The sequence below is a fragment of the Romboutsia sp. 1001713B170131_170501_G6 genome (genome assembly GCF_015668195.1).
Taxonomy (GTDB): domain Bacteria; phylum Bacillota; class Clostridia; order Peptostreptococcales; family Peptostreptococcaceae; genus Romboutsia_C.
Genome location: NZ_JADPFC010000001.1, coordinates 241,525 through 265,415, shown reverse-complemented (window position 1 = coordinate 265,415; position 23,891 = coordinate 241,525). Strand labels below are relative to the sequence as shown.

The window sequence follows — 23,891 nt, the reverse complement described above, 5'->3', positions numbered from 1 at the left end:
CAATTACTTACCTACTTGACCGTAGGCATTATATGTTCCAATACTTTTTCCTGGCTTTATGCAGTTTATCATCTTTTTTGTGAAAAATAATCTCTGCTTGATAAGAGTTTCATTTGCTTTTTTTTGTAATTCTATCATATTTAATATTTTTTTTATTTCTTCATAAACTTGTTTTATATTTTCATCATTGCAATCTTCTATATACTGACTTACACTAGGCTTAGCTTCCATTAAATTTCTTCTCTTTATTTCTAATCTAGCTAATTTTTTAGCAGCCTCATCTAGCTCCTTAGCTATTTTATCTATCTTAATAAGATCTTTATTAATTATAAATTCATACTGATTATCTAAAAGTTCTAGCATGCTTTTTAGGACATTTTTTTCTTCAAAGATTACTATTTTCACCTCTGGAATCAATTATATTCCTCCCTCATTTTTTCTATTATCTTCTTAGCTAATTCATTAGAATCTATTCTATATTGACCAGATTCTATCTTACTTTTTATTTCATTCACTCTATCTATGTTAACTTCTTCCTTAGATGAATTTACTTTATTTAAATACTTTCCCATTTGTGATATTTCAACTGTGTCACATTTTTTCGTATTCTTTACATAACTAGCATCTACTTTATTATTATTATATACTCTTTCTAAATTTCTAAATTTAACCAAATTTATATTCACAATATTCCTCCTTAATATTTAGATTAATTAATATTAATCTTCATCTGCACTTTTTATTTTAGCTAGTCTAACAGCTAGTCTATTATCCATTATTATACTTTCTCCACTAGCTATCATTTTACCATTTACATTTATATCTAAATTTTCTTCTACCTGCTTATCTAGTTCTATTATATCTCCAACTTTATAGTTTATAATTCTCCCTATTTTTTCACTAGCACTTCCCATAGATACAGTTATATCTAATAGTGCTCCAAATATATCTGTGGCACTATTTAATGGAGTTTTCTCACCTTCTTTTAACTGCTCAAACTCTATTTCATATACGTCTACATTATCTATTTCATTTTTCATGGTTATCCTCCTTACATGTATATATCTACTAAAAGTCCATTTATTTCATCTATTTTTGATGCTATACTAATATTTTCTTTTTGCTCATAAATAAGTTCTCTAGTTATAGCCTCTAGCTTTTCATTTATAATCCTTACCGTAGTAAAATAATTTCTATCCCAAAAGCTATTATCTTTATTTAAACTATATACATAGTCTACTGCTGATTTCAAATAATTCTTTATAGCCTTTTTATAATCTATAATATCACTATAATTTTTAGTAGCTACTAATTTTTCTCCGATATTCTTAATCTCTTTCATGTATACTTCTAGTTCTTCTTTATTTTTCAGTCTATTTCTTTGATTAAAATTTTCTTCAAAATCTAGTTTTTCTTTTTTACCCTTACTTTCTATGTTAATACTTTTATTTAATCCAATATTCCTTACCTTCATTTTGAAACCTCGATTTTTGTAATTTATATTATCTTGCTTTTGTAATAATACGGATACCTTTATTTTTTCTTAAGTTTTATATAACAATATATATTATATAGCTTCTTGATTCAATATTTTTATCAAACCTTCATGTTCCATTGGTTTATGGAAATAGTACCCTTGAATAAAATCACACTCCATATCTTTAAGTAATTTATATTCAAAATATTCTTCTACTCCTTCTGCTACTACTAAAGTATTAGTTGTATGTATCATATCTATCAAATTCTTTATAAATAAAGGATTATCACTTAAATACTTAACCAAAGACTTATCTATTTTTATTTCATCAACATTATAATTTTTTATATGATCAATAGAATTGTATCCTTTTCCAAAATCATCTATGGAAACTTTTATCCCCATATCTTTCATTTCACCTAGAATCTTTTGTATATTATCTATATTCTCTATATCATCGCTTTCTGTGATTTCGATTGTTAATAGATTTCTTTTAAAATTAGTTTCGTCTAGTGTTTCTTTAATATCCTTTAGGAAATCTTTATGTTCTAATTGATAAGGAGAAGTATTCACCGAAAGTTGTATTTCTTCATCTAAATTTGTATTTATATAATTTATATCTTCACAAGCCTTTCTCATAACCCATTTCCATAAGGTATTTATATATCCTGAACTTTCTGCAAATTGTATGATTTTACTTGGTTCAATATATCCATATTCTTTGCTAAACCATCTGATTAACGCTTCGACTCCATTTATTTTCTTTGTTTTTATATCTATTTTGGGTTGATAATAAAGCGTAATTTCTTCATTTAAAATAGCTCTCTCTATAGTTTCTATATTTATACGTAAATCATGCCTTTCATTATATATTTCAAACTTATTTACACCCTTTTTTATGGAATTTGACATAGATATTGATAACTTAGCAATAGCATCTTTTGTATCAAAATCGCCATTTTTATAAATAACAGATGATATATTTGTAGAAATTTTCACAGTTTCAACTCCTATATTTACATTAGAAATCTTATTAATCATCTCTTCAATTATATTTTTAACGTAATTTATATCTGTTTGTTCTATATATACCCCAAAAGTAGAGCCAGATAAGCGGCATACTATACTACTTGTTTTCATATTCATTAAAATTTTAGCTATTAATTTTAATGCTTCATCCCCATATTTTATGCCAATATTTGAATTTAAAAATTTAATTGACATAACCTTAATGTTTATAAGAGTTCCATTTACCTTGTTTTCTATATAATTAAAAAAATAATTTCTATTATAAGCTTTAGTTAAATGATCATGCTTATTTAAGGAAATTCTATCCTTACGTCTACATTTTTTTAATAAAATTTTATCTAATTTCAATATCTTTCTGCTTATTTTCATTTTTATCTCCCAATTAATTTAACATTTAATTTATTAATCAAATCCCTAAATTATATTCGATTAACTATAACTTAATTTATATAGGCTTTTGATAGATATTTATAAATTATAAATAAAAAGACTGTTTAAAAACTAGCTTTGAACCTTCAATATTTATATTCATATATACTTTAATTTTTTATGCTCTGTAATATTTCATAACTTTAGGTACATAATTTTGAGTTTCTTTTGGCATTTTATAAATATCATTTACAGATTTAACTCCTCTCTTTACCATTCTTGTTGGCCCTCCATTATATGCCATAAGACCCATTTCAATATTTCCATTGTATTTATCTATATATTCTTTTAGATGTCTTGTACCAGCATCTATATTTTCTTTTATATCAAATGGATTTTTAACACCTAAATCCTTTATATTACAAGGCATAAGTTGCATAAGCCCTTTTGCTCCAGCCGATGATACACAATTTGGATTAAAATCAGATTCTACTTTTATTACAGCTTTAATTAAATTTTCATCTATACCATATTTACTCGAAGCAATTTTTACTGCACTTTCTATTTCACTTTTAGTATTTTTATTGCTTGCTGTTACGCTTACTTTTTTTAAATTTTGAGAACTATTAATGGTTTCTAAACCCAAATTACTCTCCTTAACTATGTTATTCTCTTGTTGTTTTTTTCTTACAGCTTCACTTAAATTACTTACTAAGCTATAATTTTCTTCATCTAACAAAGTTAATACTAAATTTAACATTAATTCATCAAAAGAACTATTTTTTTCACAGCAACACCTACACTTATTTTGAGTATTAATACTACTACCAGCTATATTGCTAAAAAAATTTATACCATTAACCATAATGCCTCCCTATATTTTTTTATTTTTAATAATACGGTATTTTTTATCAATTCTTTATATATTAATTGTCTATATAAAAATTAAAGAGTTAGATTATATATATCTAACTCTTAATAATTTAAACTTTAGTTTTTTCTTATATCATCTTTTCCAACAGGAAATATTATTCTTATTTCTGTCCCTTCTTGTTGCTTTGATACTATATTTATCCCTAAACCTAATTTATCACAAAGTTTTTTACATAGATAAAGACCTATACCCGTTGACTTTCCAAATATCCTTCCATTTTCACCTGTAAATCCTTTTTCAAAAACTCTATCTATGTCCTTTTCACTTATTCCTACTCCATTATCTTTTATACTTAATATTATATTATTTTTATTTTTGATTGCATTTATTGATACTTTTCCTTCATTTTCCCTTGAATACTTTATAGCATTATTTATAATTTGATTTAATATAAATTCAACCCATTTTTCATCACTGTATACATTAAAATTAACTTCTTTTATATCTATTCCTACTCTTTTATTTATAAAATCACTTGCATTTTTTCTTATTACACATCTAACAATGTTTTCAAGATTAAAGTTTTTTATTATATAGTCTTTGCTAACATCATTACTTCTTGAGTAATATAGCACTTGATCTATATAATTTTCTATTTTTTTTACTTCATACTTCATGCTATTTGGTATATTATATTCATGATTTTCCATTATAAGCATTAATGATGCTATAGGTGTTTTTATCTCATGTACCCATGTTTCTATGTATTCTTGATACTCACTTTGCATATTTTTAAAATACTTAACATGTTCTTGCATATTACGATTACTTGACTTTAAAATATTATATACCACTTTCCCTTCTATAAATTCTGGCTCATTTATTACTTCAGATATTAAATATTTCTTATCTAAGTTTTCACTTATACTTACAAGTTCATCATAATATTTTTTATGCTTTATCATCTCCATTAATACATATATACTAATTGGTGTAAACCATATTAAAAACACCATAGTTATAATGCTTATATTAACTTTAACAAATAACATTATACTTGCCGTTATTAAAAATAGTATTATATTCACTAAAAAAAATAATGCCCTTTGCTTTAAATATTCATATACACTCATTTTGTTCTCCTAATATGTTGTTATTTAGTTCTATCTTTTATATTATATATCAACTTAAGAATATTAATATATCTTAATAAGTATTTTATCTAATCATATAAATTAATAAATTTAACTCAATACATAAAAATAGCATCTTTTTAATTAAAAAGATGCTATTTCTTTAAGTTTTAATTTGGAGTTTTATATTAATTTTCTTATATAGCTAATTTAAGATATCCACTTGGATGGAAATAGTATATATTTGATGTATTCTTATCAACAAAGAATCCTAAATCAGTATCATAATCTGGGAAGAATACATATCCACTTAACCCTTTTTCTTTTAATGCATTGAAGTTATTTTCATCACCTTCGTAAGTATAGTTTACACCTTGATTATACATTTGTATTAATTCTTTAGCTTGTTCTTTGTTTAATATTTCTATAACTTCAACTTTACTTTCTTCTTTTATATCTGCTTGTACTTTATCATTTGAAACTATTTTGTTTTCTTCTTGAACTTTGTTGTCTTGAACTTTATTATCTTCAACTACTTGTGGTTTTTCTACTACTTGATTTTTTTCAGTAGTTTTATTTTCTTCTTTAGTTACTACATTTTCTTTTTTATCTACTTTACTTTGTTTTTTATCTATGTAATCTTTTTGATTGTTTACTTTATTATTTGTAACTATTTCTTGTTTTTCAACTTTTTTTACTTCCTTTTGTACATTGTTTTTATTTTCTTGTTTTGTCACTTCTTCTTTAGTATTGTTATTTATATTCTCAACTACTTCTGTAGTAGGTTTTTTGTTAGAGTTTTGTGCAAATATTATGTTGTTTATTGGACTCATAAATAACATTCCCCCACATAATACTGATAATGCTGTTATAGCTCTTTTCATTTAGATCACATCCTTTTACTTTGTATAAGTTTATGTAAATTTTTGTTTTGTTTCTTTCTATGTATTTATATTATCATAGTTAAATAATATATAACAGTTACACCGCTGTTACTTTAGATTACAAATTCGTAATTAAAGTTACAGTGGTGTAACCTTTATTAAAACATGTTTTTAAATAATTAAAAAGGGTATGCAAATTTGCATACCCTTTATATATTATAATTTTAATGAAGCACCTTCCCAGTCTTTTATAAAGCTCTCTATTCCTTTATCTGTTAAAGGATGTTTAGTCATTTGCTTTATAACTTTAAGTGGAACTGTTGCTATATCTGCTCCTAATCTTGCAGCTTGTGATACATGTATTGGATTTCTAACACTTGCAACTATGATTTGTGTATCTATATCATTTTGTGCAAATATATCTACTACTTCTTCTATTAATTCAAGCCCGTTTTGACCTATATCATCAAGTCTTCCAACAAATGGACTTACATATGTAGCTCCTGCTCTAGCTGCTAAAAGAGCTTGAACAGAACTAAATATTAAAGTTACGTTAGTTTTTATCCCTTTTTGAGATAATATTTTAGTAGCTTTTAGTCCTTCTTCTGTCATAGGTAATTTTATTACTATATTTTTATGTATTTTAGATAGCTTATCAGCTTCTTCTACCATTCCTTTTGCATCTAAGCTTATAACTTCTGCGCTTATAGGTCCATCTACTATTTCTGTTATTTCTTTTACTACTTCTATAAAGTCTCTTCCTTCTTTAGCTATTAATGATGGGTTTGTTGTAACACCACATATTACACCTAAATCATTTGCTTCTCTTATTTCTTCTACATTGGCTGTATCTACGAAAAATTTCATATTAGCCCTCCTAAAACTTATTTATATGTTCATATTATTTTTTGTTGTATCTTATAGTTAATATTATTTACTAGTCATAGTGAAATATTCTAATAAGTAATATCATTTATATAATATACCATATTATCCATATTTTTTCACGTTAATTAATTATTTAACTTCTCGCATTTTGGACTTATCTAACATCTAACTTTTTTCTAGTAGCTTAATTAATAATTTATATATAAGTATACCCAAAACAAACTTAATTCATAAATTTTATTATATCAATCTAAAAATCATGCATATATTATATATTCTCCAATTGTAAGTAATAAAAAAGTATAGAATAAATAGCATATTAAATGCTTTATCCTATACTTTTCTATTATGATCTAAATTAAATTTCTATTTTATTTTAAATATTATATTATCTAAATTTTATAACTCCATTTTCTATAGAATCAAGTATTGCTAATGATTCAAGTCTTATTCCTTTACTTAATAAAAGTTCTCTTCCTTCTTGGAACCCTTTTTCTATAGCTATACCAACTCCTACTAAATTAGCTCCTGCTTGATCTACTAAATCTTTAAGACCAACTGCTGCTCTCCCATTTGCTAAGAAGTCATCTAGAACTAGTATATTTTCACCCTCATTTAAATATCTTTTAGATACTTTTACACTATATTCTTTTCCTTTTGTAAATGAATATACTTTTGTTTCATATACTTCTTTATCTAAGTTCTTAGATTCTACTTTTTTAGCAAAAACTACAGGAACATTTCCAAAATGTTGAGATGCTATTGAAGCTATTGCTATTCCTGAAGCTTCTATTGTTAATATTTTATCTATTTTTTCATCTTTAAATCTATTTTTGAACTCTTTTCCCATTTCATTTAAAAAAGCTATATCTAATTGATGATTTAAAAAGTTATCAACTTTTAATATATCATTTCCTTCTATTCTTCCATCTTTTAATATTTTTTCTTGTAGTAATTTCATATTTATCCTCCAAACATTATGTTTAACTCTAATCTAATAAAAAAACTCCTCTCTATTTATAGACAGGAGTTAATAATCTAGTTAAGTATATAGAAATAGTCATTATGTAAATATTAAAATTACTAACAATGATTATACTACTAAATAAAACTATACTTTATATTAAGCTCCTGTAGTCAAGCTATTTACGGTAGCTATGTAGAAACATTTGAACCATATCTTCAAAAATATACAGGTAGTTTTTTATTTATTTATATAATTATATTATATATATTTACTTTATTCAACATAGTTTTATTTAAATTAAATACTTTTACTAGTATCTAAGCTGTATTCTAATTCTAATGGTATAAGTATTATCGCTTCTTCTTTTCTTCCAAAAGAATTGTAATCTTTTACTAAGTACCCCTTAACTTCTTTATATACGAGTCTTAGTTTAACGTATTTAGTTCCTTTAAATTTCACTTCTTTTATCCAATTTTGATTTAAAACTTGAGTTTTAGCATCTTCTTCATCTTTAGTTAATGTCTTTGTGGTTTTTGTTTTATATGTTAATTCTATATTTCCTATTTTTTATTTAAACATTAGTTATTAAATTATATCAATTAAAAAAGCATCTTAATGATTTTATCATTAAGATGCTTTTTTATCTATTTAGCTGTGTATCCTAATTTTAATAAAGTATTTACAGCTAATTCTTTTTTAATTTCATTAACTAATACTATAGGCCCTGTACAACCCATCCCACTTTCTGCATATATATCATTTTTCCACAAATCTATAACAGCTTCCTCTAAATCCATAATATCTATTCCACTTATTTGTTCTGTTACTATTTCTTTTTTAGGCATTTTAACTTCTTGTTCTACTTTTATTTCTTTTTTTATAGATTTAGATATTATATCATTAAATTTAGCTTTTTTAGCATTTTCAAATTCATTTTTAGTTAATTCACTTATATTTCCATTTACTATATCATAAGCATATTCTATTGCATTTTTTACTACTGGAGTTCCTGATGCCCTAGATAATATAAGTATTTTCCTATTGTAATCTTCTCCTATACCAGGTCCATATCCATATCCACTAGATTCATAATCTCCCCCAGTTGTAAATGAAGAAAATACCTTCATAAATATATTTCCACTTAATGTATCTGTTACCATTACATCTGGGGTCCCTGCTAGTAAGTCATTTCCTCTCATTACACATCCACCATCTGCTCTTATGGAATCTGCAAACTCTATGTTATATCCATTTTCTTTTAAATCCTTTAGGCACTTTTCAACTTGCCTAGCACCATCAACATTAAGTATACCTACCTTAGGATTTCTTATTCCTATGCTTTTTGCAGTAGCTATACCACATATTGCATTTCTAACCATAGACTCTATTCTATTAGTTGCACTAGTTCCTGTTGTTGTTGCAAGTATCATTTCTTTTCCTTTGCCTGGTGTTATAACTCTACCTACTGTGGATACCCCTATAGGAAAATTATAGTGCATTGTAACACAAGCATCTATATATCCGCTATCTAATAACTCTTCCATTTTTTTATGCATTTCTTTTTCACAACTTACTTCTACTACTTCTAGATCCGTATCTACTTTAGGACCTATTAAAACTATATCAAATAAACTAGATTTAGCTAAATGAGCTCCTTTTACTAAATTATCTATTCCATGTTCACTTCCTAATGTAGTTAGTCCTATTCTTATTTTTTTACCAAATTCTCCACTTTCTATTGCATCAGCTATCTCTAGAAGAGTTTGACCTATTATTTTTTTAGCCATAATTTCTCCTCCTATTCTTCTATCATATCTAATGCTAGTTTTTTTAGTGACTCTGCTATTATCTTTTTGATTTGTTCTTTAGATACTCCATTATTTTCTTCACTTACCCCATTATTTCTTTCAGCTATAAATGATACACCATCAAATAAGTTAGTCATTCTACCTAAGAATAAACTACCCTTGCCGACTATCATAGCTCTATTTTTATCACCAGTTGTTAAATCATCTATTAAGAATCCTATATATGGTACTCCTGATGGTATATGCCCTTGTGTTGGTGCCCATCCTGGGAGTCCTCTATTTGATACAAAATCTTTTAATTCTTTCTTTTCTAAATCTCCACGTTTAACAGCTAGTGCTCCTATCATTTTATAATTTGCTTCTGGAACATCCCCCGCACCTGCTGGCTTTGTTATATCTGGATTTTGCATCTCAACAGAAAATACATCTACATCAGTTATTTTTAAATTTGCTCTATCAAGTCCAGTAGTTATAAGTGCCGTCATAACTGCTTGTGGTGAAGAACCTGTTCCAACGTTATGCTTTCCTACTAAGTCAGTTCTGATTATAGGGTTTACTCCATCATTTTCACTTACTAATACTGCAAATCCTCCTACAACGTCTTCTAAAACCGGCAACCCTTTTTTAATATGGTCTTTTGCATTCATTCCAAGTTTTGCACTAGCTCCACCTGCTACTACTACTACATTTTTATATACTCCTGATTTAACAAGTGCACTAGCTTGTATTAATGCATGTGTTGGCGCTGCACAAAATCCTCTAATATCTGAACCTGTTGCATTATTAAATCCAACTATTTCAGCTATAGACTTTGCAAAATTTCCTCCACCTCTTTGATTTATGTCTCCACAAGCTTCTTCTGAACATTCTATAACATAATCTATATGTAGTGGATTTATTTTACTACTTCTTAATAAATATATTCCTGATAATACTCCAGATGCTTTAACTACTAAATTTTCAAACATTGTATGTGCGTTTAAATTTACATCTACATCATGAGCAGCTTTTACATATCCTACATAATTATTATTGTTATATAATCCTTCGGCTTTATGATTATTTATTAGTTCTAACCCTTCTTCTATATTATCTCCTTTTAACTTAGGTACAAATGAGCTAAGTTCAGGATAGTTTTTTTCAATCTTAGGCTTTACTTCATTTATAAATTCTTCACTTAATTTAACTAAATCAAAAGCATCACATATTTTAATTAAACCTAGAAATTCATCCTGTGGCATTAATTCCCCAAACTTTCCAAATCTTTTTCCCTCTATTTTTTCATTACACCAAGGCATAGATAAGTTTTTTAATTCTTCTGGTCTATTATTTCCTATATAGACTTGATTTGGCATATAGTTTACTACATCTTCATAATTTCTTATGTGATTGTTTATTTCTTTTAAAAACTCTGAATCTGGATTTGTAGCTCTTTCAATATTACAAGTACTCCCATTTTGTACTATCATATCTGGAGTATGAATAAGAACATAACTTGCACCTTTTAAAACTGGATAAGACATATAATTTCCCCCTATAATCTATATAAATTTTTACATACATATCCAACACCATTACTAAAATTTTACAGATTATATAACCTACCGTATTAAATATATAAAAGGTGATGGTTAATATTTATATATTTTCACAAATAGATGGACTTACAGCCCATCTATTTAATATTTATATATTTATTTTTATTCTAAACAACTGTAGTTAAATTGTAGATTTAGATTTTAAAGCTGATGTATCTGGATTTTCAAACACTGTTTGTTCTTCTACTTCAGTAGTTAAAGCAATTAATGCTTTTTCTACTAATCTCCTTCTTAATAATTTCTCTTCGCTAACATCAAGTGAAGGATTTCCAAGTGGGTGAGGTATAGCTATAGTTGGTACTATTCTATTTGCCCCTACTGTTAAAGATATTGGTACTACTGTACACATATGAACTACAGGAACTCCTGTAACTCTTTCTATTTCTTTTACCATTGTTGCACCGCAACGAGTACAAGTACCTCATGTAGAAGTAAGTATTACTGCATTAACTTGAGCGTCTTTTAGTTTATTACCTATTTCATTTGCATAAGCTTTAGCACTAGCAACAGCAGTTCCATTTCCTACAGTTGCATAGTATAATTCATGTAATTCTCCTATTAATCCTTCTTTTACCATATCTCTTAAAACGTCTACGGGTAATACTCTATCAGCATCTAAGTTAGCATAAACTGGGTCGTATCCACCATGTGCTGTTTCATGAGTTTGTTCTGTTAAATTATTAAATCCAGCTAATGAATATTCACCATATTTAGATGCTGAAGAAGATTCTATTCTATCAGGATTTCCTTTTGGTACTATTCCTCCTGATGTAACTAAAGCTATCTTAGCATTAGATAAATCTTTAAGAGCATGACTTGGCTCTACTCTATCAAATACAGGCATAGGGTATTCCGTAACAAATTTTTCTCCCTTAATTTTTTTAATTAACATGTCAACCGCTCTTTTTGAACCTCTTTCTTCATGGAATAAATTAACTCTAATACCTCTTTCTAAATACCCTTCTTCTGCTGGGGAACCAATATTTTCATTATTAGCAAGTTTAACTGCAAATTTAGCTAACTTTGGGAGTGCTTTTCTCATACCTGCTGCTGAATCTGATGTTTCTATTATATAAACATCTTTTTTAAACATATCTGCACCTGGATTTTCTATATACATTCCAGTAACTGTTGGTATGTTTAGATTTTCTTTAACAACTTTTGTTATAGTTCCTGCTGCAACTCCGTATCTACCAGCATTAAAAGCAGGACCTGCTATAAAAAGTTGTGGATTAAATCCTTTTATCATATTTAATACTTCTTCACTTGCACTTTCGATATTTTCATTAAAGTAAGTATCTCCACAAACTACTGTGGCAACTATTTCCATATTTTCTCCTAATAATTTATTGAGTTGAATACTTATTGGAGGTAATTTTTCTGCTACATGTGGCTTAGTATCTGCTTTGTCTTCTCCACCAATTCCAGCGAAGAATTGATTTATATAATGAACTACTCTTAGTTTATCCATATTTTTCACCCCTTTTAGTTTAATTAGTCATTAAACTTGCAGAATTGATTTCTCATGCTACTCATTTCTTCTACTATTTCATCAACTTCAAGTACCATTTCCATCATACTTATTTGTTCATCATATACAGAATCATCAAACTCTGCTTTCATTTCTTCTTCTACAACATGATAAACTCTAAGTCCAAGTTCCACTCCAGCAAGTGGCCCGGCAAAAGTTGGATCTCCTGCTGTTACTGTTTCTGCTGCAAGACCTGCAGCTTCGGCTTCAGATGCACCTAGTAAAACCACTAAGTTTTCAGCTCCGTGCTTTTCACAAGCTTCTTTAACTCTTTTTTGGTTTTCTAAGTCCATAGCCCCTGCAGCCGTTCAGACAAAACATTCTGTTGAAGAAAATATTACTTCTGCTCCCTCTACAGTATTTACACATTCTTCTATTGCAGGTCCTGGGATTCCATCTCTATCCCCTATTATTAGGACCTTTTTATTGGCAAGTATGCTCATAATTATCCCCCTTTATATTTATTTATATATTAATTTATCGGATATTTCGATTTTTTCTATTAAAGTTTATTTTTTAATATCCAGTAGTAGATAATTTACCAAATCCAGTTTCATTAGTTGAACCTGTTATAACTTGTATTTCAGCTTCTATACTTCCATCTTCTCTTAAACTTCCGGCAAATCCTCCAGCTATAACGTCTGCCACTTGTGGATATCCTATAACCTTATCCATCTTAGGAAGAACTATAACCTCATTTGCATTCCCACCTGTAACAACTGCATTAGCTAATACATCTGCATCTGCTAAAGATTGAGATGCTCCATCTCTTCCTGCATATTCATCAGTTACTATAACTGTTTTTATTCCTTTATTTTCAATTTTTTTACAATTCATTATAAGGTCAGTATCTGGATTTCCAAAACCTTCTTGAGATATTATAACTGCATCTAATCCTAAGTACTCACATAATTTAGCAGTCCAGTTAGAAGATCTTTCTTTATCTGCAAGATATACATTTTCATTAGTTATAACTACACCAACAAAGTTTATTTCTTTTCCATGTTGTTCATATAAATCCTCTACTATTGAATTATTTAAATGAACGTATGATGGGTTTTTATCACAGGCAGAAACACAGTTACCACTTAATACCGCTCCATCCATTAATTCAGTTGGATAAAGTAATGTTGGTACTATTTGCTTTGCATCTACACCATATACATATGTATCATGAAGCAATCCTTGAGTTTGAAGCATATAAACATACCCTACTTTTGGAAGGTGTGGATACTCTTTTATTGATTCTAAAAGTGGCTTAGTTTCATAAACCCTAACTTCATCAGGAATTAAATTTCTAGCAGTTTCTCCTAAATATGTTGCTGCTTTAAATCCTATCATTCTAACAGCTTTTTCATGGTCATGTTGCTTTAATCCATCTACAGGCTCTGCTATAATAACTACATTGTTAAGATTTGAGAAAGGACAATACTTTGCACCAGGTCCTGTCATATCTATAATACCTTCTTGAAATCCTACTATTTTACCAGTAGTAACAACAGCACACCCATAAAGTGCATGAGTTTTTCCACTTCCAACAGTTTCAACCTTAGATATTATTCCTGGAAATATTCCTCCCTTACCTTCAACTTTAACTCTTGGCTCTATAACATCTTTTACTGGTATTATTCTTACACTTTCACCTGGACGAGCTAATTCTATATCTATAGACTTTATATGTTCGTCTCCACCAATTTCTTTAAGCATATCTTCTTTATTGATGTATAGTGTAGCATCCTTAACTTCAGTTACTTCACCAAACTGAATATCTCTTATAAAGATTTTACCTAACTCAAGACGCATACTTGCACCCCCTAATTATCTAAGTTTTAAAAACTAAAATTTATATTCCTCAACTAACTTAACATCTAATTTTTAATAAGTATTAAGTTAGTTGTAAATAACTATTTTATATAAATATTAAAGGTATTTCTTTATCATTTCTTCTATATTAATTTTAGTTGCATCATCCTTTGTAACTTCATCTATTTTTTTACCATCTTTGTATATAGCTATTGTTGGAAGTCCTAGTACCTTTTCTTTTATAGCTAATCTTCTAGCTTTTGTTGTATCTAACTTACAGAATTTAAAATGATCTTTATAATTACTTTCTAGTTCTTCAACCTCTGGAAGAAGTGCTTTGCAGGGTTCACATCCTTCACTCCAAAAATCTACAACAACTATACCTTCATGTTTTAAAACTTCTTCTTCAAATGTATTTTTATCTAAAATTATCATTCAAACTTCCCCCTTTATATTTAAATAGTTAATTTTGCTAAATTCCATTCTTTACTTTCTATATATTTTTCAGCACTTATTGTAGCTATAGCTCCATCATTAGTAGCTGTTACTACCTGTCTTAAAGCTTTAACTCTACAATCTCCTGCTGCAAATACCCCTTCTATATTAGTTCTCATATCTTCATCTGTTATTATATAGCCACTTTGGTCTATATCTATTTTATCTCTAAATATTTCTGTTTCTGGTTTTAGTCCTATGAATACAAATACACCCATTGTTCCATCTTCTTCATCTGCTTCATATTCACTTAACTCACCTGTTAGAATATTTTCAAATACAACTTTTTCTAATATCCCATCACCATGTAATTCTTTTACAGTTGTATTATGCATAAATTCTATATTAGGAGTATTTTTTGCTTTTTCTGCTATTGATTTAGCACAAGTTAATTTCTCATTTCTATTAACTATAGTTACCTTTCTGGCAAACTTTGTTAAAAACATACCTTCTTCAACTGCGCTATTTCCTCCACCTATTGCAAATACTTCTAAATCTGTAAAGAAATCTCCATCACATGTTGCACAATATGATACTCCTTTACCTGTTAATTCTTTTTCTCCTTTAACTCCAAGCTTTCTAGGTGTAGAACCTGTTGCAATTATTACAGCCTTTCCTCTATATTCACATTTTTCACCTTTTAATACTTTTATCTCAGACTCTAAATCTACATCTATTATGTTATCTTTCTTCATTTCTGCTCCAAAGCTTTTACATTGTTCAACCATTCTTGCTATTAACTTAGGTCCACTAGCATTTTCTATTGAACCTGGATAATTAGCAACATCATGAGTTGTTACTATTTGCCCTCCAGTTTTTCCTTTTTCAAGTATAAGAGTTTTTAACTTTGCTCTTGCACCATAAAGTCCTGCCGAAAGCCCTGCAGGCCCTGAACCTATTATTATTAAATCATATATATCTCCCATAAATTCCTCCTTTATAGTTATTTTTTTAACATTTCTATAAATAGATATTTTATTATTTTGATACATACAAACATTATTTTTAATTTCTATAATATATATTGAATTCTTTCTAATGTATTACTTAAAATATCTAAGTCTATAACTCTAAAGTCATCCATTACATTATCTGTCCAATTAGGTGTTTGTTTATTATTTTGAAATTTATTAGAAATGTATATTGCTTCTTCAATTAATAGTACTGAATTTGTATCTAACTTGTTTGATTTTTTTAATATTATACTTCTGTATGGAGTTTCATTTGGCTTTATACTGGAATAAATTGGATGTGATAAAAGTTTGTAACCTTTGTGAATTAGATTTCTGCTTTCTTTTAAAACTTCTAAATATGTGTCCTTTATATATTTTACATCTTTATGCTTTATTTTGTTTTTGACAATAGGATTATTGGTTATTATTATTATAAAAATCCTCCCCTTTTTAAATCTATTTAATAAAAAACAGAGAAAACAAATCCCATTTGTTTTCTCTGTTGATATAATCTTCAGAGTTCCATCTGAATATAGTATTTTTACCTGAGAATTTCATTTGATTAAATTGGGATTTAATCAAACTTGTACCTTCGGTCACTTCTTTTTTAGAAGTAGTCTCCTATATCCTTCAACCGGACTATTTAATTTTTTTATACTTTCTAAGTTAAGTATAGAAACTTTCAATTTAAATTTCAATATAATTTTCTATAAATATTGCTACATATTTTTACAATTTATATATATTACAAAGCTTTATCATCTATACTATCTAAATAATTTTTAATAACATCTATAACACTTTCTACACATCCATCTTCAAATGGAGATTTTAAATCACCTATTTTTACTATTTCTAAAAATGACTTTGTTCCTCCAACTCTACATATGTCTAGATAATTTTCCCATCCGTTAATTCTATCTACCCTCATTTTTTTCCAAAACTGTAATGCACATATTTGGGCTAGTGTATAATCTATATAATAAAATGGATTTTTAAATATATGCCCTTGCTTAAACCACCAAGTTCCCTTTTCTAAGAAATCATTATCTTCAAATGTTCTATGTGGTAAATATTTTTTCTCTAATTCTCTCCAAATATTTTTTCTTTCTTCTTTAGTCATATTAGGCTTTTCATATATATGGTGTTGGAATTCATCTACTACTATTCCATATGGTATAAACTTAATAGCTGATGATAAATGAGTAAATTTATATTTTTCTGTATCTTCTTTGAAGAATAGTTCCATCCAAGGCCAAGTTATAAATTCCATACTCATAGAGTGTATTTCACAACTTTCATAAGTTGGGAAATTTATTTCTGGCATTTCAATCCAAGTTGACATATAAAGCTGAAAAGCATGACCTGCTTCATGAGTTAATACGTCTATATCATCTAATGTTTGATTAAAGTTAGAGAATATAAAAGGTGATTTGTAATTTGGTATATATGTACAGTATCCTCCTGCTGCCTTTCCTTTTTTAGTCACTAAGTCCATAAGTTCATTCTCTAGCATGAAATCAAAGAATTCTTTAGTTTCATTTGATAATTCAGAGTACATTTTTCTTCCATTTTCTATTATGTACTCATCACTTCCCTTAGGTGTAGCATTTCCACTTAAAAACTCTAGATTCTCATCTACATATGTAAGCATATCTACTCCTATTCTTTTTGCCTGTCTTTCGTAAAGACTATTTGCAACAGGAACTATATAATCTAAAACTTGTTTTCTAAAGTTTTTAACCATGTCTTTATTGTAATCAGTTCTCATCATTCTTATATATCCTAATTCTACAAAGTTGTCAAAACCAAGTTTTATAGCCATATTATTTCTTACTTTAACTAATTTATCAAATACTTCATCAAATTCGTTTTCTTTTTCTTCAAAGTAATTGTAATATGCCTTAGATGCCTTTATCCTCATATCTCTATCTTCACTTGACATAAATTTTAAAAGTCCAGATAGATTTCTTTCTTTTCCTTCAAAATGAATTTTAGCTGATGCTAATAGTTTAGTATACTTAGAGCAAAGCTTATTTTCTTCTTGAAGATCTTTTATTATTTCACTACTAAAAGACTTTAAATTAAAGCTTGCTATATTTATAAACTGTCTTCCAAAATCTTTTTGAATATTTTCTTTGAATTTAGAGTTTACTACTGCTTTATAAAAAAGCGAGTTTACTTCTTCATATAGTGGAGAGTATTCATCCCAATAAGCTTTTTCTTTTTCATAAAATTCATCTTCAGTGTTTATACTATGTCTTATAGAACATAATGTATTCATTGTTTCTATATTATTTCTAATGCTATTTAGTTTATCTATATTTTTTCTTTGCTCTTTATAAGTTTTTGAATTTTCTATATTATTTATTATTTCTATTATTTGATTTTTACTTTTTTCATAATTGGGTCTTTCATATTTAAAATCTGAAAACTTCATTAAAATATCTCCTTTATTTATATTTATTTTTAATATTTATATTATAGCATACACTCTTTTTTAATTTTATCTATATAAATTCTGTATATATTGATATAATTATAACTATCTTTATGTAAATATCATAGGAGGATTATATGTATAAATTAATAGCACTAGATATTGATGGCACTTTATTAAATACTGAAAAAAAGATAACTAAAAAAGTTTTTGACTCTATCCAAGAAGCTAAACGAAATGGGAATAAAGTAGTTTTATCTACTGGTAGACCACTACCTGGTGTAACTCCACTACTTGAAGAGCTTAATTTGACTGATGAAGGGGACTATGTTATATGCTTTAACGGAGCTGTTGTTCAAGAAGTTAAAACTAAAAAAGTTATATCTAATATAGAAATGAATTACGATGATTTTAAATCTATATATGAACTTTCTAAAAAACTTAATACTTATCTTCATATAAGTACACCAATTGACGTTGTAACACCTAACGAAAAACCTAGTAAATACACTATTTTAGAATCAGATTTAAATAAAATACCTTTAGTTTATAAACCAGAAGAAGAAATAGATGAAACTATGACATTTTGTAAGGTTATGATTGTTGACGAACCTGAAAAATTAGAAGAAATAATAAAAAATGTACCTCAAGAATTTTTTGATAAATACACAGTTGTTAGATCTGCTCCATTTTTCCTAGAATTTTTAAATAAAAAAGCTAATAAAGGAAATGCACTTAAAGCTTTATGTAAAAATATAGATTTATCTATAGATAAATCTATAGCTGTGGGTGATGAAGAAAATGACAAGCATATGATAGAGTATGCAGGGCTTGGTGTAGCAATGGGTAATGCTCGCGATAGCATAAAGAATATTGCAAACTATGTAACTAAAACCAATAATGAACATGGCGTTGCACATGTTATAGATAAATTTTTACTAAATAAATATTAATAATGTAATATAATTTTTTATTTATGGATATAAGTTGCTTTATGTAAACTAACTTATATCCATTTTTTATATGTTCATATGCGTTTAAATTTTATTAAACTTTATCTATTTTGTTATCTTTCTAGACAATGTAGCTGTCCAAATACCAACCATAGTAACACCTAAAAGCATTTCTATTGCAGATAATAAAGTACTAAAAAATCCTACTGGCGTTATATCTCCGTATCCAACTGTTGTAAAAGTTACTATACTAAAATACAATGAGTTAATGAAGTCTTTATTTATAGAAGCTACATCTACATTTCCCCTTAATGCACTTTTATAATTTACCAATTCGCCACCTATATTAAGACCTGTTATCATATATAATATAGCAAATACTAATACAATTTCTAAAGATGTTATAAGCGCATATGTTGGACGTTCTCCATAGCCACAAAGTGCCCAGTATATCATGGATTTTAACTTAGCTATTCCTTTTAAACCGTTTTTCTCTATTAACTTAGCTATATAATAATATTCTCCACCTATATTTGATAATCTATTAGCTTCAAATTTTGTTGATATATCCTTATATACTTTGCATATATCTATATACTCATTTTTGTCTTTTTTCTTTAGGTCAACCTTATCTATAAATGTATGCTCGTCAAATTTACTTAAATAATAATCTTCAAAAGATATATCTAAATGCTTAGGACGTAATATTTTAATAGAACTTAAATCACTGTCACAAATTATAACCTCTTTCATTATACATTTATTAAATATAGAACTATTTAGGTTACTTTCTTTTATATATACATTTTTTAAACCTATGTTTTCGAATTTTATTTTTTCTATATTACTATTATTAAATCTAACCTCTCTAAGCTTACATTCATCTTTAAATATATTTATATCATCTTCTTCATTATAAAATTTGCAATCTTTAAATATTACATTTTCAAAATCACATTTTAAAAATACGTTTCCTATAAATATGCAACTTATAAATTCTATATTTTCAAACCTACATTCTTTAAATTCACAATACAATACTTTTAAATTTATTAATTTTTTTTCATTTCTTTCTTCACTAGAAAATTTACCAATACTTTTTTTGTGTATTCTTAAATTATATAGCTTTTCTTCATCATATATATTATATAAATTGTCATACTCTTTATTTGAAGTTTCTCTTATATACATTTGTTCTTTTTCTATTTTAAAATTTAATCTATTTGTATATTTCATTTCTTTTTTCATTTTTTCCAGTTCGTTGTATGAGTCTTCTCTTACCTTTTCAAAATTATAAGTTCTCATTTCATCACCCTAGTTTTAATTAATATAACATAATTACTTTATTTTTTTATAAAACCCTTTATTTATAGAATATATTTCACTATTTTTTAATATATCTTATAAAGAGTATTTATCAATGAATTCTAAGTATTGCTATATATTGTTTCTTAAAGTATATAAATTATTGGAGGTTACATATGGATAAAAGTGTTGAGAAACTTAAAGAAATATTACCAAAGAAATGCTGTTCTTATTGTACTCATCTTTCTCTAGATGGTCCTGATGAAAATTACAAATATAATATAAAATGTATCTTGCTAGATTCACTTCCTAATCTATATAATGATTGTGATTATTTTGAATGTGAATATTCTAATCTAACTAGCTTTGACTTAGATAATCTATATAGTGAATATTTAGAGGCATGCCTTAAAGTTAAGTATGAGGAATACTTAAATAGCATACATTGGCAAATATTTAAAGATTATGTACTTAGAGAAAATGATTATACTTGTTCTATTTGTGGACAAGAACACAACTTAGATGTGTATCATATTAATAAAAATTTGGGCAGAGAAACTTTAGAGGATGTTGCAGTTTTATGTGACAATTGCCTAGAATAAATATACACCTTAAATGGATTAAATCTTTACTTTTTTCACATACTAAACTAGATAAAATTCTAGGAGGTATGTTAATTATGAATGGAAACTTAATATGTTTAGCATCTACATGTTTTTATAATAAATGCAGTAGTTGCTATGCTAGCGGTATAAATATCTCAGGTTCTATAGCATCAAATACTAATGGTACCCACTGTCTAACTTTTGAAGATAGAAAAAATGCAACTCTTACTAACTCAACTAGTAATGAAGACTATGCTAAAACTTATAATATAGCTTGCCAAGCTAAAGGATGTAAACATAATGACGAAGGTTCTTGTGTTGCATTAAATGTTCAAATAAACAACGAAAATCAAAGTTGCGAAACATTTTGTCCTAGATAGTAGCTATAAATATATTAATTATAATTCTTTAATTGTAATATATAAGTTATATTTTCTTTTATTTTTCACATACTAACCTAGAAGATAATTTTAGGAGGTATGTAATTATGAATGAAAATTTAAATTGTTCTGCAACTAACTGTGCATATAATAAAAGTAGAAAATGCTTTGCTGGTGGCATAAATGTTGCTGGTAGTAGCGCAACTTCTACATCTCAAACTACTTGTTCAACTTTTGTTGAAGGTTCTTTTGGATCTTTTACAAATAGTACTAATGATGAATATATAACACCTGAAAATATAATATGTCAAGCTGAGAAATGTAAATATAATGTTAGTAAAGCATGTAAAGCTGAGAAAGTTCAAATAAACGAACAAGATGCAAGCTGTGAAACTTTCATATCTAAATAATTATATTTTAATATTTACTTAAACTAAAATCACTGGATAAATATCCAGTGATTTTTCCATAATATCAATAAAAACTAATTAATATATATTATAATTGAAATCTATTTAAGTTTATAACATATTTATGCATTAGCTAATATTTCTTCTTTATACTCTCTTGCAGTTTCTTCATTATTTAAAACTCTTAATGTACCAAGTGCTAATGAATCTAGTTCATTTTCTCCTGGCATTATTTCTACATGAGATATAAACTCTACTCTTCTCTTTATATGTTTTGTTACAAGTTTAGAATAAGCTATTCCACCTGTCAATATTATTGCATCTACTTTTCCTTCTACAACTGTAGCTAATTCACCTATCGCTTTAGATACTTGATAACACATAGCATCATGTACTAATTTAGCTTCTTTATTTCCTTCTTCCATCATTTTTTCCACTTCTCTAACATCTACTGTATCTAAGTAAGAAACTATTCCACCTTTTCCTCTTATCATCTTTAACATTTCTTTATGTGTGTAATTCCCAGAAAAACATGTATTTATTAATTTTTTACAAGGAACCCTACCTGATCTTTCTGGTGAAAATGGTCCTTCATCATCTGATACAATATCGATCATTTTTCCTTTTTCATGAACACTTACAGTTATGCCCCCACCTAAATGAGCAACGATTATATTAAGTTCATTATATTTTTTATTATTGTCTTTTGCAAACTTTATAGCCATAGCTCTAGAGTTAAGTGCATGACTTAGACTTTCTCTATCCATATTTTTAATTCCCGATAATCTAGCTATATCATTAAATTCATCAACAGCTACTGAGTCATATATGTATGCATTTACTCCTATAGATTTTGCTATTTCATAAGAAATTATAGCTCCTAAATTAGATGCATGTTCAATAACAGGTCTATTAACTAGTCTATCTATCATTTCATCATTTACTAAATATGCTCCTGATTTAACTGGTGGAAGTAGTCCCCCTCTTCCTACAACAGCACTTAAAGTATTTATATCTATATTATTTTCAGCTAGTACTTTTAATACTTCTTGTTTTCTCATTTCAAATTGGTCTTGTATTCTTTCATAATTTGCTATTTCTTCTGCTTTATGATCTATTCCTTTTACTAACAATTGCTCTTCATTGTCATATACTGCTATCTTAGTTGATGTAGACCCCGGATTTATAGCTAATATTCTATAGTTCATAATAATCCCCTTTTCCTTTATTTAAGTTATATATTAAATAATTCTAATTTCTATTTATAAATTTCCCCATAAGTTATAAATAGAATTAATATAATTATTCTTAATTTTAATGTATATTTAAATTAAGCTACTATAAGTATTAACTTATAATAGCTTAATTTTTATTTATATAAATTTGTGTGTTTTATGATTTTTAAGCTAAAGCTTCCTTACTCACTAGTTTCATCCCTTCATTAAATGCTTTTATATTTATATCTACAAATTTTTCTTTTACATTGTCTTTTATTATTTGTTCCCAATTTATGTCTTCTAAGTTCATAGATTTAACTAATGCACCTAAAAGGATTATATTCATTACTTTAGCATTCCCAAGTTCTAGTGCTTTTTCTGCTGCATCTAACAAGCTTCCATTTAATCTTTCTAATTCTTTTTCTATTTCTTCTTCTTTGTACTCAGCTTTTCCTGTAAGTATTGGCATAGAATCCATTCTATAGTTATTGTATATTATTTTCCCTCCTGGTTTTAAATACTCTAGCCATCTTAAAGCTTCCATTTTTTCAAAAGAAACTAATATGTCAGCTCCACCTATTTCTATAACTGGAGAATATACTTCAGATCCATATCTAACTTGAGAAGAAACAGAACCTCCTCTTTGGCTCATTCCATGTATCTCACTCATTTTTACATCATAGCCAGCTTCCATAAGCCCTGTAGTTAATAATTTACTAGCAAGTATAGTTCCTTGCCCACCTACTCCAACTAAAAGTATACTTTTTGTCAT

27 protein-coding genes and 2 riboswitches are annotated in these 23,891 nt (G+C 27.2%); of the genes, 4 read left to right on the top strand and 23 right to left on the bottom strand.

Annotated elements, in window-relative coordinates:
- Positions 1 to 3: 3 nt before the first annotated feature.
- From I4U89_RS01320 to I4U89_RS01225, 20 genes are all read right to left on the bottom strand, one after another.
- Entirely contained in the window at positions 4 to 417 is a 414-nt protein-coding gene (locus I4U89_RS01320) for a flagellar protein FlgN (RefSeq protein ID WP_195937883.1), read from the bottom strand.
- Positions 414 to 686 (bottom strand): flagellar biosynthesis anti-sigma factor FlgM, encoded by a 273-nt coding sequence (gene flgM, locus I4U89_RS15765; protein ID WP_195937882.1) that lies wholly within the window; start codon positions 684 to 686, stop codon positions 414 to 416. The genes I4U89_RS01320 and flgM overlap by 4 nt, the downstream gene beginning before the upstream one ends.
- A 33-nt stretch (positions 687 to 719) precedes the next feature.
- Positions 720 to 1,040: a FliM/FliN family flagellar motor switch protein gene (locus I4U89_RS01310; RefSeq protein ID WP_195937881.1), complete on the bottom strand. Its 321-nt coding sequence runs from the start codon at positions 1,038 to 1,040 to the stop codon at positions 720 to 722.
- An 11-nt stretch (positions 1,041 to 1,051) separates the two neighbouring features.
- Positions 1,052 to 1,474: a YaaR family protein gene (locus I4U89_RS01305; RefSeq protein ID WP_195937880.1), complete on the bottom strand. Its 423-nt coding sequence runs from the start codon at positions 1,472 to 1,474 to the stop codon at positions 1,052 to 1,054.
- Positions 1,475 to 1,567: 93 nt separating this feature from the next.
- The gene (locus I4U89_RS01300; RefSeq protein WP_195937879.1) at positions 1,568 to 2,875 is read right to left on the bottom strand and encodes a GGDEF domain-containing phosphodiesterase; all 1,308 of its coding nucleotides are present in this window, start codon (positions 2,873 to 2,875) and stop codon (positions 1,568 to 1,570) included.
- A 178-nt stretch (positions 2,876 to 3,053) separates the two neighbouring features.
- The gene (locus tag I4U89_RS01295; RefSeq protein ID WP_195937878.1) at positions 3,054 to 3,740 is read right to left on the bottom strand and encodes a lytic transglycosylase domain-containing protein; all 687 of its coding nucleotides are present in this window, start codon (positions 3,738 to 3,740) and stop codon (positions 3,054 to 3,056) included.
- Positions 3,741 to 3,865: 125 nt separating this feature from the next.
- Positions 3,866 to 4,882 carry a sensor histidine kinase gene (locus I4U89_RS01290; RefSeq protein ID WP_195937877.1) on the bottom strand — a complete coding sequence of 339 codons (1,017 nt, stop codon included), beginning with the start codon at positions 4,880 to 4,882 and terminating at the stop codon, positions 3,866 to 3,868.
- Between the two features lie 197 nt (positions 4,883 to 5,079).
- The gene (locus I4U89_RS01285) at positions 5,080 to 5,766 is read right to left on the bottom strand and encodes a hypothetical protein (protein WP_195937876.1); all 687 of its coding nucleotides are present in this window, start codon (positions 5,764 to 5,766) and stop codon (positions 5,080 to 5,082) included.
- A gap of 216 nt (positions 5,767 to 5,982) precedes the next feature.
- A complete protein-coding gene (fsa, locus tag I4U89_RS01280) occupies positions 5,983 to 6,633 on the bottom strand; it encodes a fructose-6-phosphate aldolase (protein ID WP_092926940.1) in 651 nt (216 codons plus the stop codon).
- Between the two features lie 409 nt (positions 6,634 to 7,042).
- A complete protein-coding gene (locus I4U89_RS01275) occupies positions 7,043 to 7,615 on the bottom strand; it encodes a xanthine phosphoribosyltransferase (protein WP_195937875.1) in 573 nt (190 codons plus the stop codon).
- A gap of 153 nt (positions 7,616 to 7,768) precedes the next feature.
- Positions 7,769 to 7,870, bottom strand: a riboswitch (purine riboswitch).
- 48 nt (positions 7,871 to 7,918) lie between these two features.
- Positions 7,919 to 8,080, bottom strand: coding sequence for a hypothetical protein (locus I4U89_RS01270; RefSeq protein ID WP_195937874.1), 162 nt, complete (start codon positions 8,078 to 8,080; stop codon positions 7,919 to 7,921).
- A 185-nt stretch (positions 8,081 to 8,265) separates the two neighbouring features.
- Positions 8,266 to 9,408, bottom strand: coding sequence for a glycine/sarcosine/betaine reductase complex component C subunit alpha (gene grdD, locus I4U89_RS01265; protein WP_195937873.1), 1,143 nt, complete (start codon positions 9,406 to 9,408; stop codon positions 8,266 to 8,268).
- A gap of 11 nt (positions 9,409 to 9,419) precedes the next feature.
- Entirely contained in the window at positions 9,420 to 10,952 is a 1,533-nt protein-coding gene (gene grdC, locus I4U89_RS01260) for a glycine/sarcosine/betaine reductase complex component C subunit beta (protein ID WP_195937872.1), read from the bottom strand.
- A 196-nt stretch (positions 10,953 to 11,148) separates the two neighbouring features.
- Positions 11,149 to 12,498 carry a glycine reductase complex selenoprotein B gene (gene grdB / locus I4U89_RS01255; protein WP_195937871.1) on the bottom strand — a complete coding sequence of 450 codons (1,350 nt, stop codon included), beginning with the start codon at positions 12,496 to 12,498 and terminating at the stop codon, positions 11,149 to 11,151.
- A 23-nt stretch (positions 12,499 to 12,521) separates the two neighbouring features.
- Positions 12,522 to 13,001 carry a glycine/sarcosine/betaine reductase complex selenoprotein A gene (gene grdA, locus I4U89_RS01250; protein ID WP_195937870.1) on the bottom strand — a complete coding sequence of 160 codons (480 nt, stop codon included), beginning with the start codon at positions 12,999 to 13,001 and terminating at the stop codon, positions 12,522 to 12,524.
- Between the two features lie 73 nt (positions 13,002 to 13,074).
- Positions 13,075 to 14,361 (bottom strand): glycine/sarcosine/betaine reductase component B subunit, encoded by a 1,287-nt coding sequence (locus I4U89_RS01245; RefSeq protein ID WP_195937869.1) that lies wholly within the window; start codon positions 14,359 to 14,361, stop codon positions 13,075 to 13,077.
- A gap of 117 nt (positions 14,362 to 14,478) precedes the next feature.
- Positions 14,479 to 14,796, bottom strand: coding sequence for a thioredoxin TrxA (trxA, locus tag I4U89_RS01240; RefSeq protein WP_195937868.1), 318 nt, complete (start codon positions 14,794 to 14,796; stop codon positions 14,479 to 14,481).
- A 20-nt stretch (positions 14,797 to 14,816) separates the two neighbouring features.
- A complete protein-coding gene (gene trxB / locus I4U89_RS01235; RefSeq protein WP_195937867.1) occupies positions 14,817 to 15,782 on the bottom strand; it encodes a thioredoxin-disulfide reductase in 966 nt (321 codons plus the stop codon).
- An 86-nt stretch (positions 15,783 to 15,868) separates the two neighbouring features.
- A complete protein-coding gene (locus I4U89_RS15965) occupies positions 15,869 to 16,234 on the bottom strand; it encodes a GrdX family protein (protein WP_334298958.1) in 366 nt (121 codons plus the stop codon).
- A gap of 98 nt (positions 16,235 to 16,332) precedes the next feature.
- Positions 16,333 to 16,443, bottom strand: a riboswitch (glycine riboswitch).
- A gap of 111 nt (positions 16,444 to 16,554) precedes the next feature.
- Positions 16,555 to 18,249: a M3 family oligoendopeptidase gene (locus I4U89_RS01225; RefSeq protein WP_195937866.1), complete on the bottom strand. Its 1,695-nt coding sequence runs from the start codon at positions 18,247 to 18,249 to the stop codon at positions 16,555 to 16,557.
- Between the two features lie 137 nt (positions 18,250 to 18,386).
- Between I4U89_RS01225 and yidA the strand changes: the two genes are divergently transcribed.
- Positions 18,387 to 19,202, top strand: coding sequence for a sugar-phosphatase (yidA, locus tag I4U89_RS01220; RefSeq protein WP_195937865.1), 816 nt, complete (start codon positions 18,387 to 18,389; stop codon positions 19,200 to 19,202).
- 105 nt (positions 19,203 to 19,307) lie between these two features.
- Here yidA and I4U89_RS01215 read toward each other — a convergent pair whose 3' ends face one another.
- Positions 19,308 to 20,507: an ion channel gene (locus I4U89_RS01215; protein ID WP_195937864.1), complete on the bottom strand. Its 1,200-nt coding sequence runs from the start codon at positions 20,505 to 20,507 to the stop codon at positions 19,308 to 19,310.
- A gap of 176 nt (positions 20,508 to 20,683) precedes the next feature.
- Here I4U89_RS01215 and I4U89_RS01210 point away from each other — a divergent pair, with 176 nt between their 5' ends.
- From I4U89_RS01210 to I4U89_RS01200, 3 genes are all read left to right on the top strand, one after another.
- Entirely contained in the window at positions 20,684 to 21,109 is a 426-nt protein-coding gene (locus I4U89_RS01210; protein WP_195937863.1) for a hypothetical protein, read from the top strand.
- Positions 21,110 to 21,186: 77 nt separating this feature from the next.
- Positions 21,187 to 21,492 (top strand): DUF1540 domain-containing protein, encoded by a 306-nt coding sequence (locus I4U89_RS01205; RefSeq protein WP_195937862.1) that lies wholly within the window; start codon positions 21,187 to 21,189, stop codon positions 21,490 to 21,492.
- A 107-nt stretch (positions 21,493 to 21,599) separates the two neighbouring features.
- A complete protein-coding gene (locus tag I4U89_RS01200) occupies positions 21,600 to 21,902 on the top strand; it encodes a DUF1540 domain-containing protein (RefSeq protein ID WP_207744096.1) in 303 nt (100 codons plus the stop codon).
- A 122-nt stretch (positions 21,903 to 22,024) separates the two neighbouring features.
- Here I4U89_RS01200 and buk read toward each other — a convergent pair whose 3' ends face one another.
- Positions 22,025 to 23,110, bottom strand: coding sequence for a butyrate kinase (gene buk / locus I4U89_RS01195; RefSeq protein ID WP_195937861.1), 1,086 nt, complete (start codon positions 23,108 to 23,110; stop codon positions 22,025 to 22,027).
- Positions 23,111 to 23,303: 193 nt separating this feature from the next.
- Complete coding sequence (locus I4U89_RS01190) at positions 23,304 to 23,891, bottom strand: indolepyruvate oxidoreductase subunit beta (protein ID WP_195937860.1); 588 nt, start codon at positions 23,889 to 23,891, stop codon at positions 23,304 to 23,306.